This window comes from Collinsella sp. TM06-3 (assembly GCF_003436395.1).
In the GTDB taxonomy this organism is placed as follows: Bacteria; Actinomycetota; Coriobacteriia; order Coriobacteriales; family Coriobacteriaceae; genus Collinsella.
Genome location: NZ_QSPG01000013.1, coordinates 45,924 through 60,770 on the forward strand (window position 1 = coordinate 45,924; position 14,847 = coordinate 60,770).

Annotated in this window: 11 protein-coding genes and 5 tRNA genes; 12 read left to right on the forward strand and 4 right to left on the reverse strand. The window is 60.9% G+C overall.

Annotation, left to right across the window (positions count from 1 at the left end; translation table 11 throughout):
- Nucleotides 1–123: 123 nt before the first annotated feature.
- The 12 genes from dnaN to typA all read left to right on the forward strand — a co-directional run bounded on the left by dnaN (nt 124) and on the right by typA (nt 12,056).
- Nucleotides 124–1,227 carry a DNA polymerase III subunit beta gene (gene dnaN / locus DXD56_RS06625; protein WP_117640655.1) on the forward strand — a complete coding sequence of 368 codons (1,104 nt, stop codon included), beginning with the start codon at nt 124–126 and terminating at the stop codon, nt 1,225–1,227.
- Between the two features lie 9 nt (nt 1,228–1,236).
- Nucleotides 1,237–2,343: a DNA replication/repair protein RecF gene (locus tag DXD56_RS06630; protein ID WP_117640647.1), complete on the forward strand. Its 1,107-nt coding sequence runs from the start codon at nt 1,237–1,239 to the stop codon at nt 2,341–2,343.
- On the forward strand, nt 2,330–2,893 hold the full coding sequence (locus tag DXD56_RS06635; protein ID WP_117640648.1) for a DciA family protein: 564 nt from the start codon (nt 2,330–2,332) through the stop codon (nt 2,891–2,893). Before DXD56_RS06630 ends, DXD56_RS06635 begins: the two co-directional genes overlap by 14 nt.
- A 105-nt stretch (nt 2,894–2,998) precedes the next feature.
- Entirely contained in the window at nt 2,999–5,029 is a 2,031-nt protein-coding gene (gene gyrB, locus DXD56_RS06640; protein ID WP_117640649.1) for a DNA topoisomerase (ATP-hydrolyzing) subunit B, read from the forward strand.
- A gap of 208 nt (nt 5,030–5,237) precedes the next feature.
- Entirely contained in the window at nt 5,238–7,949 is a 2,712-nt protein-coding gene (gene gyrA, locus DXD56_RS06645) for a DNA gyrase subunit A (RefSeq protein ID WP_117640656.1), read from the forward strand.
- Nucleotides 7,950–8,247: 298 nt separating this feature from the next.
- A tRNA-Ile gene (locus tag DXD56_RS06650) sits at nt 8,248–8,324 on the forward strand.
- A gap of 67 nt (nt 8,325–8,391) precedes the next feature.
- Nucleotides 8,392–8,467: transfer RNA gene (locus DXD56_RS06655), tRNA-Ala, on the forward strand.
- A gap of 4 nt (nt 8,468–8,471) precedes the next feature.
- Nucleotides 8,472–8,548, forward strand: a tRNA-Ile gene (locus DXD56_RS06660).
- Nucleotides 8,549–8,732: 184 nt separating this feature from the next.
- A complete protein-coding gene (locus DXD56_RS06665) occupies nt 8,733–9,233 on the forward strand; it encodes a bifunctional nuclease family protein (RefSeq protein ID WP_117640650.1) in 501 nt (166 codons plus the stop codon).
- Nucleotides 9,234–9,263: 30 nt separating this feature from the next.
- Nucleotides 9,264–9,620: a hypothetical protein gene (locus DXD56_RS06670; RefSeq protein ID WP_117640651.1), complete on the forward strand. Its 357-nt coding sequence runs from the start codon at nt 9,264–9,266 to the stop codon at nt 9,618–9,620.
- Between the two features lie 30 nt (nt 9,621–9,650).
- Entirely contained in the window at nt 9,651–10,100 is a 450-nt protein-coding gene (locus DXD56_RS06675) for a hypothetical protein (RefSeq protein ID WP_089572580.1), read from the forward strand.
- A 117-nt stretch (nt 10,101–10,217) separates the two neighbouring features.
- Nucleotides 10,218–12,056, forward strand: coding sequence for a translational GTPase TypA (gene typA, locus DXD56_RS06680; protein WP_117640652.1), 1,839 nt, complete (start codon nt 10,218–10,220; stop codon nt 12,054–12,056).
- Nucleotides 12,057–12,185: 129 nt separating this feature from the next.
- Here typA and DXD56_RS06685 read toward each other — a convergent pair whose 3' ends face one another.
- From DXD56_RS06685 to DXD56_RS06700, 4 genes are all read right to left on the reverse strand, one after another.
- Nucleotides 12,186–13,331 (reverse strand): polymer-forming cytoskeletal protein, encoded by a 1,146-nt coding sequence (locus DXD56_RS06685; RefSeq protein ID WP_117640653.1) that lies wholly within the window; start codon nt 13,329–13,331, stop codon nt 12,186–12,188.
- A 106-nt stretch (nt 13,332–13,437) separates the two neighbouring features.
- Nucleotides 13,438–14,127: a trimeric intracellular cation channel family protein gene (locus DXD56_RS06690; protein WP_233508888.1), complete on the reverse strand. Its 690-nt coding sequence runs from the start codon at nt 14,125–14,127 to the stop codon at nt 13,438–13,440.
- A 369-nt stretch (nt 14,128–14,496) separates the two neighbouring features.
- Nucleotides 14,497–14,587: transfer RNA gene (locus tag DXD56_RS06695), tRNA-Ser, on the reverse strand.
- Between the two features lie 48 nt (nt 14,588–14,635).
- A tRNA-Ser gene (locus tag DXD56_RS06700) sits at nt 14,636–14,726 on the reverse strand.
- Between the last annotated feature and the right edge of the window lie 121 nt (nt 14,727–14,847).

Below are 14,847 nucleotides of genomic sequence, written 5' to 3' on the forward strand. Positions count from 1 at the left end.
TTGCACACAGGGTGCTGTCGATTCTCTTTTTGGGTCTGACCTGCGTCTTTGGGAGTAATCAACAGTTTCGTCAGTGCTATTACTATTATTAAGATATTTATATCTATAGAAAGGTATTAAATGATGAAGTTCACCGTCAGTCAGAGCTCGCTTACACAAGCCATCGGCGTCGTTATGAAGGGTGTCGCTTCGGCATCCACCCTTCCCATCCTGTCGGGCGTGCTCGTCAAGGCGCAAGACGGCATCTTGGAATTCCAGACCTCTAACTACACCATCTCGATCCGTCATCGCATCGCGGCGCATGTCGAAGAAGAGGGCGAGATGGTTATCCCCTGTAAGATGCTCTCCAATATCACCAAGACCCTCCCCGATGCCCCGGTCGCCTTTGAGCTGTCCGAGCGCCAGGTGCTGATTAGTTGCGAGAAGAGCTCTTTCCGCCTGAACACGCTCGATGCCAATGACTTCCCCGAGTTTCCGGCCTATGCCATCGAGAGTGCCGTGGAGCTGCCGACCGATATCTTGTCCGAAATGGTCGGCCGCGTGTGGCGCGTCACCTCGACCGACAAGGCCCGCCCCATCCTGGGCGGTGTGCACATGAAGGTCGAGAACAACACCGTGCGCCTGGTGGCGACCGATTCCTTCCGCTTGGCCGTGTGCGATACGCAGGTCGAGACCTCGACCCTCGAGGGCTCCTTTGAGCTCAACGTTCCAGCCGACGCCTTTAACGACGCGCTGAACATCATGGCCAGCCAGGCGACCATTATGATCGGGGCTACCGACACCCAGGTCGTCTTCGAGGCCGGCAACACCACCTACGTGTCGCGCCGCATCGAGGGCGTGTACCCCAACTACAAGCAGCTCATCCCCGATTCGTGCGTGACGAGCGTCAAGATCGACGTCGCCGCCTTTAACGCCGCCCTCAAGCGCGTGGCCGTTATCGCGAGCGCCAACCCCGCCGTCAAGTTCGAGATTGATGTCGAGAACGGGCAGATGGGCCTGTCCTCCATTTCCAATGACCAGGACCTTGCGCAGGAGACGATCGATGTCGAGGCCGAGGGCGAGTCGGGTACCATCGCCTTCAACTACCACTACATCTTCGGCTGCCTCAATGCCCTGTCCAAGGAGAAGGAGATCACGCTGGAGCTCAAGAGCTACTCGCAGGCGGGCATCTTTAAGTCCTACGACAAGATCAACTACCTGTACCTGGTCATGCCGGTCCGCATCTAGCGCTGCGCCATGACCATGTTCGCCCGCGATCTTTCCGTCGCGCACTACCGCAGCTTCGATAGCTATCACCTTGCCCTGGACGAGGGCGTGACGATACTTGCGGGACCCAACGCGGCGGGAAAGACCAATCTCATAGAGGCGCTGCAGCTGCTGACGAGCGGCGCCTCGTTTAGGCATCCGACCGCAGCCGAGCTCGTCCATGACGGCGTGGGCTCGTGCAAGATCGAGCTGAGGCTCGAGGGCGACGGCCGCGTGCTTGATATGGGATTGAGCGCGGAGGACGGTAAGCGCTCGTTTAGCCGCAACGGCAAGCGTTGCGCTGCGTCCGGCGTGCGCGGGGTGCTGCCGAGCGTTCTGTTTTGCCCGGACCACCTGGATATGGTCAAGCGGGGTGCCAGCGTACGCCGCACCGCACTTGATGACTTTGGCGTTCAGCTGAGTGCGCCCTATGCCGACCTGGCTAGTGCCTACGGGCGTTGCGTAACCCAGCGCAATGCCCTGCTCAAGGAGACCTGGTGCTGCCGCGAGATGCTCGGCGCCTGGAACGAATCGCTTGCCCGCGCCGGTTCGGCCCTGCTCGTGCATCGTCTGGCCCTGCTCGACCGGCTGTCGGGCCATGTGCGCGATGCCTATGGCCGCGTGGCATCCGGCGAGCCCGCCGGCGTGTCCTATGTGTCCACGCTTGGCGACCTGCCTGGCACCGTGGATCGCGACGAGCTCAGGGGCTGGGCGTATGAGCACATGCTCTCGGCGCTCGATGAGCGCGCCGACGAGGAGATCCGCCGCGGCGTGACGCTCGTCGGTCCGCATCGCGACGAGATTGAGTTTTCCGTCGCGGGTCGATCGGCCCGTTCGTTTGCCAGCCAGGGCCAGCAGCGAACGCTGGTGCTTGCCTGGAAGGTGGCAGAAGTGGCCGTGGCGCGCGATATCCTGGGCACCGCACCGCTGCTGCTTTTGGACGACGTGATGAGCGAGCTTGACGCCGGGCGTCGAGGCGCTTTTCTGCAGCTGATCGGCGATGATATCCAGACGGTCATAACCACGACCAACCTGGGGTACTTTACCGATGACCTGCTTGATCGAGCCAAGGTGGTGAACATGGGTGAGACGTGCTAATTACGAGCGCGAGAACGGAACGGTTGCCTTTGGCGGCTTTTTGGATGCCGAGCGTCAGCGCATCCTGGCGGCCGCGACACCCGAGCGCCGTGCGCAGATGGAGGCTGCAGAGGAGTCTCGTGCGGTCTATCGCGCCTGGAATGCGGTGTGCTCGGGCACGCGCGAGGGGCGGCATGTGACGGGGCTGCGTTACCTGCCCGAGTCCAATGAGCTGCTGGTGTATCTCGACTCGCCCTCGTGGACGCAGGAAATGACGTTGTTGCGCGAGATCATCCGCGCGCGCATGGAGCGCGCCGGTGCGCATGTGGACGGCCTGGTGTTCAAAACCACCGCACCCGGTCACACACCGCCCGCCACCAAGGAGCGCCTGCGCCCGGCGACGACCGAGCGCCCGCCGGCCCCGCACGCCGACCTAAGTGAGGCCGAGCGCACCGAGATCGAGCGCCAAGTGGCGCCCATCGAAGACCAAAAACTGCGCGAGGCCCTCGAGAACGCCATGAGAGCCAGTGCCGAGTGGGCCAAGGGCGTGCAGGGCAAAAAAGAGCCTTAAATCGCATCTGGTGGCCTTGTAGAGCCAAATACCCTCGTTCCCGAGGGTATTTTTTTACGATAAACTAGTAAGGCTGTACACATTTTCTTAACTGAAGGAGGACGTGTGGCAAACGAAAACGATTACGATGGCGGCGAGATTAAGATTCTCGAAGGTCTCGAGGCCGTTCGTAAGCGCCCGGGCATGTACATTGGCTCGACGAGCGCCAGCGGTCTTCATCACCTGGTGTGGGAGATCGTTGACAACTCCGTCGACGAGGCCATGGCCGGTTTCTGCACCGAGATTCAGGTGACGGTCCACGCCGACAACTCCATCACGGTCGTCGACAACGGGCGCGGCATCCCCGTCGACGAGCATCCTATCAAAAAGATCCCGACGCTCGAGGTCGTCATGACGATCCTGCACGCCGGCGGTAAGTTCGATAACTCGGCCTACAAGGTCTCGGGCGGTCTTCACGGTGTGGGCATCTCCGTCGTCAACGCCCTGTCCAAGCGCGTGGTCGTACAGGTATGCCGCGACGGCAACATCTACGAGATGGAGTTCTCGCGCGGCAAGACCGTCAAGAAGATGGAGGTCGTGGGCACCTCGGATTCGACGGGTACCACTGTCAGCTTCTGGCCCGACGACGAGATCTTCGAGACCTGCATCTACGATTTCGACACGCTGCACAACCGTCTACAGGAGACGGCATTCCTCAACAAGAACCTCAAGATCGTGCTGACCGACGAGCGCGAGGCGACTCCCCATGTGGAAGAGTTTTGCTATGCCGGCGGCATCATCGACTTCGTCAAGTTCCTCAATGAGGGCAAGGATGTCCCCGAGGCCTTTAAGGAGCCCATCTATATTGAGGGCAAATCGGATCCGGATGCGCCCGTGACCAAGATGGGCGAGGTCGAGGTGTCCTTGCAGTGGAATAGCGGCTACGGCGAGAACGTCATGTCGTTTGCCAACGACATCTACACCCCCGAGGGCGGCATGCACCTCGAGGGCTTCCGCACCGCGCTCACCCGCGTGATTAACGATTACGCTCGCAAGCAGAACCTGCTCAAGGAAAAAGACGCCAACCTGACCGGCGACGATGTGCGTGAGGGCCTATCGGCCGTTATCTCGGTCAAACTGCCCGATCCGCAGTTTGAGGGCCAGACCAAGGCCAAGCTCGGCAGCTCCTATATGCGCGCGCTGACGCTCAAGATCGTGACCGACGGCCTTGCCGATTACCTCGAGGAGCACCCCAAGCCCGCTCGTGAGATCGTCAAGAAGGCCCAACAGGCCTGCAAGGCGCGCAACGCCGCCCGCAAGGCGCGCGAGGCGACCCGCCGCAAGAGCCTGCTCGAGACGGCGTCGCTGCCCGGCAAGCTCGCCGACTGCTCGGTGCGCGATGCCGAGCTGACCGAGCTCTTCATCGTAGAGGGCGACTCGGCAGGCGGTTCGGCCAAGGACGGCCGTCGCCGAGACATCCAGGCGATTCTGCCCCTGCGCGGCAAGATTTTGAACGTCGAGCGCGTGGGCGATCATCGTGCGTTCTCGAGCGACACCATCCAGTCCCTCATCACCGCGATCGGCTGCGGCGTCACGACGAGCGCCGGCGACGGCGGCGACTTTGATATCACCAAGGCTCGCTACCACAAGATCATCATCATGACCGATGCAGATGTCGACGGTGCGCATATCCGCATTCTGCTGCTGACGTTCTTCTACAAGTACATGCGCCCGCTGATTGACGCCGGCTACGTGTATGTCGCGTGCCCGCCCATCTTTGGCATTAAGGTGCGCAACAAGATCCACTACGTGTATCCCAACGGCCGCCAGCCCGAAGACGAGATCCTGCGCGACACCATCCAGAGCCTGGGGCTGAACCCCGACGACAACGACGAGGACGGCAAGGCCAAGGACGGCAAGATCACCAAGAAGCGCAAGGGCTATACCGTCCAGCGCTACAAGGGCCTGGGCGAGATGGACCCCAAGCAGCTTGCCTCGACGACGATGGACCCCAAGACCCGCATTCTGCAGCGCGTGTCGATCGAGGACGCCGTGGTGGCGGATCGCGCCGTGCGCGAACTGATGGGTTCCGAGGTCGGCTATCGCCGCGAATATATCGAGAAGCACGCCCATGACGCACGCTTCCTAGACGCCTAGCTTTCCCAGGCACCCCATCTTGCCCTTCAGGATTTCGGGCGCCGCACGCAAGGCGTGCGCCCTCATCCTTCAGGGCAACCTGGGGCACCTGGAAAACCTAGGAGGGTTATCCGGCATTCCCGGTAATCCGTCTCCGTGGTAGGGAACTAATGGACCACGCAAACCATGAGGAGGTAACGTGGCAGACGATATCAACAATAACGAGGGTATGGACGAGGCCGGCGACGCCGGCATGCCCGATGATCTGAAGCGCCTGCTTGCCCGTGCTGAGCAGGGCGAGGACGGCGACCCGGACGCCTATAACCCCGACGCCGATGATGAGGATGAAGAGGACGACGACGCCGAGCTCGAGGAGAGCTTTGGCGAAGTCGACCGTGGTGCCTCGGCCGGTGAGGATATCAACGGCGGCCAGCTCCAGATTTCGGAGTTTGGCCGCGAGATGAAGCAGTCGTTTATCGAGTATTCGATGTCGGTCATCACGGCGCGCGCCCTGCCGGATGTGCGCGACGGCTTAAAGCCGGTGCACCGCCGCATCCTGTACGCCATGAACGAGAGCGGCATCTACCCCAACCGTCCGCACAAGAAGTCCGCTTGGACGGTCGGCGAAGTTATCGGTAAGTACCATCCGCACGGTGACTTCGCGGTCTACGAGGCCATGGTCCGCCTGGCGCAGTGGTTCTCCATGCGCACGCCGCTCATCGACGGTCACGGCAACTTCGGCAACATCGACGGCGACGGCGCCGCCGCCATGCGTTACACCGAGAGCCGCCTGGCAAAGCCCGCCATGGAGCTCCTGCGTGACCTGCAGAAGGACACCGTCGACTGGCAGCCCAACTACGACGAGTCGCTCGCCGAGCCCCAGGCGCTGCCCGCGCGTTTCCCCAACCTGCTGGTCAACGGTAGCCAGGGCATCGCCGTCGGCATGGCCACCAACATCGCCCCGCATAACCTCACCGAGGCGATCGAGGCCACCTGCTACCTGATCGACAACCCCGACGCCACTGTCGACGAGCTCATGCAGATCATGCCCGGTCCGGACTTCCCCACCGGTGCCATCATCATGGGTAGTGCCGGCATTAAGCAGAGCTACGAGACCGGCCGCGGCTCCATTACCGTGCGTGCCAAGGCGCACGTGGAGTCCACCAAGACCGGCCGTAGCCGCCTGGTCTTTACCGAGATTCCCTACATGGTCAACAAGGGTACCCTGCAGGAGAAGATCGCCCAGCTCGTCAACGACAAGCGCATCGAGGGCATCTCGGATATGCGCGATGAGTCCAACCAGAAGGGTATCCGCCTGGTTATCGAGCTCAAGAAGGGCGTCATTCCGCAGGTCGTGCTCAACAACCTGTACAAGTACACCTCGCTGCAGACGACCTTCGGCGCCAACAACCTGGCGCTTGTCAACGGCGTTCCCAAATGCCTGAGCCTGCGCGAGATGCTGCAGCACTACATCGACCACCAGGTCGACGTCGTCACCCGCCGCACCCGCTTTGACCTCAAGAAGGCCCAGGCGCGTGCCCATATCCTCGAGGGCTACCTGATGGCTCTCGACCATATCGACGAGGTCATCAGCATCATCCGCTCCTCGCAGACCGACTCTGAGGCCAGCAGTCGCCTAATCGAGCGCTTTGGCTTTACGCCCGAGCAGACTACGGCCATCCTCGAGATGAAGCTGCGCCGCCTGACCGGCCTGGAGCGCGACAAGATTCAGGAAGAGCTGGACGGCTTGCGTCGCGCCATCGCCTACTACGAGGACCTGTTGGCGCACGAGGAGAAAATCCTGGGCGTCATCAAGGAAGAGATGCGCGAGATTTCCAAGAAGTTCGGCGATAAGCGCCGCACCGAGATTAGCCATGTCGAGAAGGACCTGGATGTCGAGGACCTCATCGCCGACGAGGACATGGTCGTGACCATCACCCACACCGGCTATGTCAAGCGCATCCCGGTGGCTGCCTACCGCGCCCAGAAGCGCGGCGGCAAGGGCGTGTCGGGCGTCAACCTCAAAGAGGACGATGTCATCGACGAGATGTTTATCGCGTCCACGCACGAGTACGTGCTGTTCTTCTCGAGCAAGGGCAAGGTCTATCGCCTGAAGGTGCACGAGCTGCCGGTGGGTACGCGCCAGGCACGCGGTACCGCGATCGTCAACCTGTTGCCTTTCGAGGAGGGCGAGAAGATTGCGAGTGTCATCAGCTGCCGCGAGTTCCCCGCCGACGAGTATCTGATGTTTGCCACCAAGAGCGGCATGGTCAAGAAGACCGTGATGAGCGCCTACGACCGTAGCCGCCGTGATGGCCTGATCGCCATCAACCTGAGGGACGACGACGCGCTGCTCGCTGTACGCCGCGTGCGTGAGGGTGACAAGATCATCATGGCAACCACCGCGGGCAAGGCGATTATGTTCCCCGAGGACCAGGTGCGCGCCACCGGTCGCGATACCAGCGGCGTCCGCGGCATTGGCATGAAGGATGGCGTGAGCGTTTTGGGTATGGAGGTTACCAACGGCAATGGTGACCTGTTTGTCATTACCGAGCGCGGCTACGGCAAGCGCACGCCGGTTGCGGACTACCCGGAGCAGAACCGCGGCGGCCAGGGCGTCTACACCATCCAGATGACCGAGCGCAAGGGTAACCTCGCAGCCATGAAGACGGTGGGTCCGCAGCATGAGCTGTTCATCGTGACGGAGGGTGCGACGGTCATTCGCGTCAAGACCGATGAGATCAGCCAAACCGGTCGCGCCACCCAGGGCGTCAAGATGATGACCGTCGACGACAACGACCGCATCTGCGCCGTAGCCCGCATGACAGCCGCCAAGGAGAAGCCCGAAGGCGAAGCCACAGAAGACGGCTCTGCCCCCGAAGAAACCCCTGTCGATCTAGGTGACGGCAACGACATGCCAGGAGATCTCCTAGACGAGTAAGAGGCCCTAGCTGGTAAAAATTATCAGACCCCTTACATCGGCGGTCGGCGCACTGCGCGCCGACCGCTTTTTTGACAATCTTGAACCTCGCGTCGGCCCCGGCTGCCCGGCGGCATACGAAGTCGATCGCGAGTTCCGCACGAGCCGGAGAGCACTTAATGTGCTCTCCGTGCGAGCAGGACTGTCCGAGCAGGCGACTTCGCATGCCGCCGGGCAGCCGGGCCGACACCCCTCAAAGATTTTCAAAAAAGTTGTTGACGCGCGCGTAACGACTCGTCTAATATATCCCTTGCGCGATGGACCTGTAGCTCAGTTGGTTAGAGCGTCCGGCTGATAACCGGGAGGTCACAAGTTCGAATCTTGTCAGGTCCACCACTTTCTTTCGCAATAAACACCCCAGCGAGAGCCGAGTCGCCGCTGGGGTGTTTATTACTTTCTCCGTGGGGGTTTAGCTCAGCTGGGAGAGCGCGGGCTTTGCAAGCCTGAGGTCAGGGGTTCGATCCCCCTAACCTCCACCATGATGGACCTGTAGCTCAGTTGGTTAGAGCGTCCGGCTGATAACCGGGAGGTCACAAGTTCGAATCTTGTCAGGTCCACCATCAAAACGTTAAGAGCCCTGGGGCATTGCCTCGGGGCTTTTTTCTTATCCAACAAAAGTAGTCAAAATAGCCCCGTCCCAAATTAACTACTTTGATTTTGTGTGCTGGGCGAAAGATTGGGTAGTATAGCTATTCAATGCGGCGACCCTGCCGCGTGTTAACCGCTACGTACCGGAGGTGTTCCATGGTTCGCGTCGACATAGAGACCATCGTCATGGCCGCCGGTCCCGTGCCATCGCTTATCGTGCTTCGCGAGCGCTGCGGCAAGTCGGATTCGACGGCACCGCTGCGTTCGCTTTCCATTCAGACCGGCTCGTTTGAGGCCGCGGCAATTAGCCGTGGCATCGATAGCGGTCGCGCCGAGCGCCCGATAACGCATGACCTGCTGCTTGACACCGTCGATGCCCTGGGCGCCAAGCTCGAGCGCATCGAGATCGTTCGTGCCGAGCCGCCGGTGTTCTATGCGACGATTGTCGTGCTGGTCGATGGTGACGAGCGCAAGATTGACGCCCGCCCGAGCGACGCCATCGCCCTCGCCGTACGCAGCAATGCCCCCATGTTCGTTGAAGACGACATTATGAATCGCTTGGGCACCGTCTCACCGCACGCCGAGGAAGTCGACGACGAGCAAGAGTTCGAAAAGTTCGACGAGTTCGTCCATACACTCTCCCCCGATGATTTCTAAATGTCTGGCACGCAAGCGGAGAGGTCGCTGATGGGTGCCCGCGTATCGGCGGAAGCGGCTGCCATCGCGCGTGAAGCCCAAATGCGCTCGGAGGCATCCGAGGCGGCTCGCATCGCCTATGTGACTCAGGCCCGCACGCTTCGCGAGCGCCGCGGCTCCTATATCAAGATGGTCATCATCTCCGCCCTTGTCGCGGTAATCTGTTCTCGTCTTCGTGGTACAGTTGGAGCGCTTGGGTTCTCGATTTCAACAGGCTTGGTAATCTGGGGTGTGGTCGATGCGGTCATGCTGACCAGCCAGATCAAGGTGCTCGACAAGCGCGCGGCGGACATGATGCGCGCCCGCGATGCCGCTGCTAAGATCGCCGCCGAGGCGCAAGAACTGTAACGACGCCAGACTCGATGGGAAGGTCTAAAGATGGCACAGGATATGCAGGACGCCGGTAACGTCTCCGCCGAGCTCGACGCCATGGTGTGCGATCTGATCGGCGCGTTCTTGGACGACCTTGCCGCCGGTGAAAACCCTGGCGTGGTCGTGGCAATTGAGGACGCCGCTTCCAACCGCTATCTGGCGGCGCTCGACGAGGACGGCGAAGAGGCGTGCCTCGAGGCGGCCACCAACTTTATCTCCGAGCACAAGATGGGCCTTAAGGACGAGGGCCTGGGCCGTATCGCCCGCTATGCCATCGGCTATACCGGCTGCGTCGAGATCGACGGCGGCTATCACGACGCCCTGCTCGTGAGCTTCTTTGAGACCACGCTCGAGAGCGGCTTTTCGGCTTACGTGCTGTACGAGGGCATGGGTGCCGGCGATGGTTTTATGTGGAGCGACCCTGAACCTGCAGGTGAGGAAACCCCTCTTATCTAAAATCGCTAAAATAAACGGGTTTTCGGTAAAAGGCTCAATATTCCCGCCGAGCGTTGCATTGCTGGGTGGGTCGCATACGCGTGCCGTTTGTATATGGATAGAAGATAGGGGAACTACATGCGCGTAGACAATCTGAGGAACATCGCCATCATCGCCCACGTCGACCACGGCAAGACGACGATGGTCGACAAGCTCCTGCGTGCCACGGACGCCTTCCGTGCCAACCAGCAGGTCGAGGACCGCGTCCTGGACTCTAACGACCAGGAGCGCGAGCGCGGCATCACGATTCTCGCCAAGAACATCTCTATCGAGTACAAGGACGTCAAGATCAACGTCATCGACACCCCGGGCCATGCCGACTTTGGCGGCGAGGTCGAGCGCGTGCTGCGTATGGCCGACGGCGCCCTGCTGCTGGTCGACGCCTTTGAGGGCCCCATGCCCCAGACCCGCTTTGTGCTGCGTCACGCTATCGACACCGGCCTCAAGATCATGATCGTCATCAACAAGATCGACCGTCCGGGTGCTAACCCCGAGAAGGCTTACAACGACTGCCTCGACCTCATGGCCGACCTGGGCGCCACCGACGACCAGCTTGAGTTTGCCATGGAGCATGTCATCTACGCCAGCGGCGTCAACGGCTTTGCCCGTCATGATCCCGAGGACGGCAACATGGACATGTACCCGCTGCTCGACATGATCATCGACGACATGCCCGCACCCGAGGTTGACGAGACCGCTCCGCTGGCCATGCAGTGCGTGACCATCGACCACTCCAACTTCGTCGGCCGTATCGGCATCGGCCGCGTGTACTCTGGCACCATCCACCAGGGCGACCAGATCCTGGTTGTAAAGAACGACGGCTCCAGCGCCACCGCTACCGTCAAGCAGCTCTTTACCTTCGACTACCTGGGCCGCACCGAGTGCCAGGAAGTCGGCGCCGGCGACATCGCCGCCGTCGTGGGCATCGACCGCACCGATATCGGCGATGTCTACACCGATCCCGAGAACCCCGTCGAGCTCGAGCCCATCGAGATCGACCCGCCGACCCTGTCCATCGTCTTTGAGGCTTCGACCTCCCCGCTCGTCGGCCGTGACGGCGACATCGTGGGCGCCCGTCAGCTCAAGGAGCGTCTGTTCAACGAGGCCGAGAACAACGTGACCATGAAGATCGAGGAGCTCGAGGACAAGAGCGGCGTCGAGGTCTCTGGCCGCGGCATCCTGCACCTGTCCGTCCTGATGGAGTCCATGCGCCGCGAGGGCTTTGAGTTCCAGGTCGGCCGTCCCCGCGTTCTGTTTAAGAAGGACGAGAACGGCAACAAGCTGGAGCCTGTCGAGCAGGCCGTCGTCGAGTGCCCGGACGAGTACTCGGGCAAGGTCGTCGAGGTCTTCGGTACCTCCGGTGGCATCATGACGAGCATGGACACCTCGGGCATCGTGACGCACCTCGAGTTTAAGATCCCGACCCGCGGCATCATGGGTCTTAAGAACCGCATCATGAACGTCACCCACGGCGAGGGCGTGTTCTACCACACCTTCCTGGAGTACGGTCCCTACGCCGGCGAGATCGGCAACCGTCAGAACGGCGCCATGATCTCCATGACCACCGAGAAGGCCGTTGCCTATGCCCTGGGTACGCTGCAGGAGCGCGGCCAGCTGTTTGTTGAGCCGGGCACCGAGTGCTACGAGGGCATGATCGTGGGCGAGCGCAGCAAGGCCGGCGACATGGTCGTTAACATCGCCCGTACCAAGAACCTGGGCAACCAGCGTTCCTCGACCTCCGATATCTCCGTCCAGCTGGTGCCGCCCCGCACCTTCTCGCTGGAGGAGGCGCTGGAGTACATCGCCGATGACGAGCTGGTGGAGATCACTCCCAAGAACATCCGCCTGCGCAAGCGTCTGCTCAACGCTACCGACCGCAAGAAGGCTGCCGTCCGCGCCGGCCAGGTCAACAAATAAGCGCTGGGCTTTATAGCGTCTAACAAGAAAGGGCGTCGACCGCGATGGTCGGCGCCCTTTTTGGTGCAAGGGGGACAGGTTCGCTTGCACCACCACAAAGGTGCCTGTCCCCTTTGTGGTGGTTGGCGGCTAGGCGGTGGGGAGTTCCGGCGTATTAGCCGGCTGTTGCGACTTGAGGTGAGCGTTGCGCCAGATGATCTGGATAACATAGCCGAGCGTGAAGACAAAGGCCACGCCGCTGATGAAATCGCCTACGAGGGGGATTGCCGTAAGCGCGCCCGCGGCCACGCCGCCCGCGGCTGCCATGGCGTAGCGGTTCTGGTTGTGTCCGACCATGCGGGCGATCGCGCACCCCGCAAAGGCGCTCGACACCAACGCGATGCCAATAACACCGCACATGAGGGCTCCGGCAAGCGACAGACCAGCGATAGAGATAATTAGCAGTAGGACGGCGGGGACGATAGCAATCGTGCCCAGAAGACCGCTCACCCACAGGGGCATGGGGCGCTGGTGGAGCATGCCGGCGGCGCTGGCGGTTGCGCGCGGAAAGACGAGTTCGAGCAGTAGGGCGACAAAGCAGGTGGAAAGCGCCGCGGCGACGATACCGCCGATGACATCGTTAACGGTGGAAGTATCTTCGTTCTCGGTGCGGTCGATCTTGAGCGCACCGACCTCGGCTCCCGCGGCGCGCTCGGGGTCCTCGGAGACGTGCGCGTTCACGGTGCCGGTGATGTGGGCGTTCTTGCCCAGGATGAGCTTATCGGCCCAAACCTCGACATCGCCCTCGACGGTGCCATCGATAGTCACCGTATCGCCCGCAAGCGCTGCCGACTTGGTAGAGCCGCGCAGGGCAACCGTCTCGCCTATCGCATAGAAACAGTTGGCGGTGCTGTCGGAATTGAGCACGACATGCTGGCCGGCAACGGTCACGCTGCCATCAACCGTAGTCTTGGCAATGTCGATGGTGCGCGCCGCCAAGCGGACGGCGCCGCCCACCGTGCAGTCGCGGATGGAGAGGCTCTCGCCTGCTGCAATTATGTCGCGGCCGATGGACGCATCGTCCAAGTTGAGGGCCTGACCTGCCCAGTACAGGTCACCTTCGACGCCGGACGAATTGGCGTCATTGTCGGTCGCAAGTACGTTGCCTGCGGTGTCTGTGCCGGCGAACGACGCCGTGGGAAGCGCGGTGATCGCCAGCGCGATGAGTGCGAATAGGATGGTGATGCGGCCCCACGCTTTACAGCGCTGGGTCGACGGGAATTGATTGCGGGGCATAGTGAATCCTTCGTTAGATGCTCGATATGCATCTAACAGGGTACCCAACGCGTGGGCGCTCTAAAAGAACCTCTCGGTTGTATTTCGAAGGATGAGCCCGCGCAATCTACTTTTTGCGGTGCAAAAAGCGCGCGATGTCCTCTTCGGTGGGGCTTTTGATGTCAAAGCGCAGCGAGAGCCAGCGCAGACCCATGGTCACGACAACGCATACGACCAGCGCGGCGACATTGCTCATGATGCCGCTCATAACGAGACACACATAGCTTGTCGATCCGGCGATGGCGGCGATGGCATAAAAGTTAGTACGTTGGAAAATGCCCGGAACCACGCCCATAAAGCCGTCGCGCAACATGCCACCGCCCACCGCGGTGAAAAAGCCCATCATGATGCACACCGCCGGCGCAAAGCCGTAGACCAGCGCCTTGTCTGCTCCAGTGGCGGCGTAGATGCCGACCGAGATGATGTCGAGCAGGGGAATGAGTTTTTCGGGCTTATCGACGATTGCCGGGAAGATATAGATGATGGCGGCTGTGGCGATGGAGAGCGGTAGTGCCATGGGCTGGTTGAGGATGTAGACGTTGCCGACCTGGAGCGTCATATCGCGCAAAAGACCGCCGCCCAGACCGCAGACCACCGCGAGCGCGACCGCGCCCACCAGGTCGAGCTTGTGCTCGCGCGCGACCAGCACGCCCGAGATCGATGCCGCGACAACGGCGAACATCTCGAGCCAAAATGGGATAGCGACCATGGCATCCGAGGCGTGTGAAGTAACAGTCATAGCGGCGACGACGGGCAAGATGGGGTCCTTTGGATTACGGATTTGGACAATGCCCGTACATAGTACATGTTCGGCGCCGATTGCGACCCTATTGCTCGGCAAACGGTCGGGACTGGATGCGGGCGTAGGTTCCATGTTTGGGGATCTGGGTCGATGCTGAACGCGATGGGGGCGTGGTTGAATAGGAGGGATGTCTAAATTTTGAGCAGCGCTCAAAATTTATCCGGTCGGCTTACGCCGACCGCGCTGCGCTAAAAACGCGCCACTGGCGCGTTTTCTTTACGCTCCGCGCCCTGGCGGGTTCGAATCCCTCCTCCTCCGCCGTATTTGCTTGTAAGAGACTCTAAACAAAAAAGCCCCCGTTGTTGGGAGCTTTCTCAACCAAAATGGCGGAGGAGGAGGGATTCGAACCCTCGTGACCTTATACAGGCCAAACGGTTTTCGAGACCGCCGCATTCAACCACTCTGCCACCCCTCCGCGTGGGGTAAAAACAAAGCAGGCTCGAAGGCCTGCTTTGGAATTAACTGGCGGAGAGTCAGGGATTTGAACCCTGGAGACGCTTTTGACGCCTACACGATTTCCAATCGTGCTCCTTCGGCCACTCGGACAACTCTCCGTTAAATGCGAAAGTCAGTATACACGAGGAATCGCAAAGTGCAAACAGAAAAGTTGGCATTTTTTAAAACGCTTGGCCGCGCCTTGATTATCGACTTTATCCGAACACCTCCCACATTCAT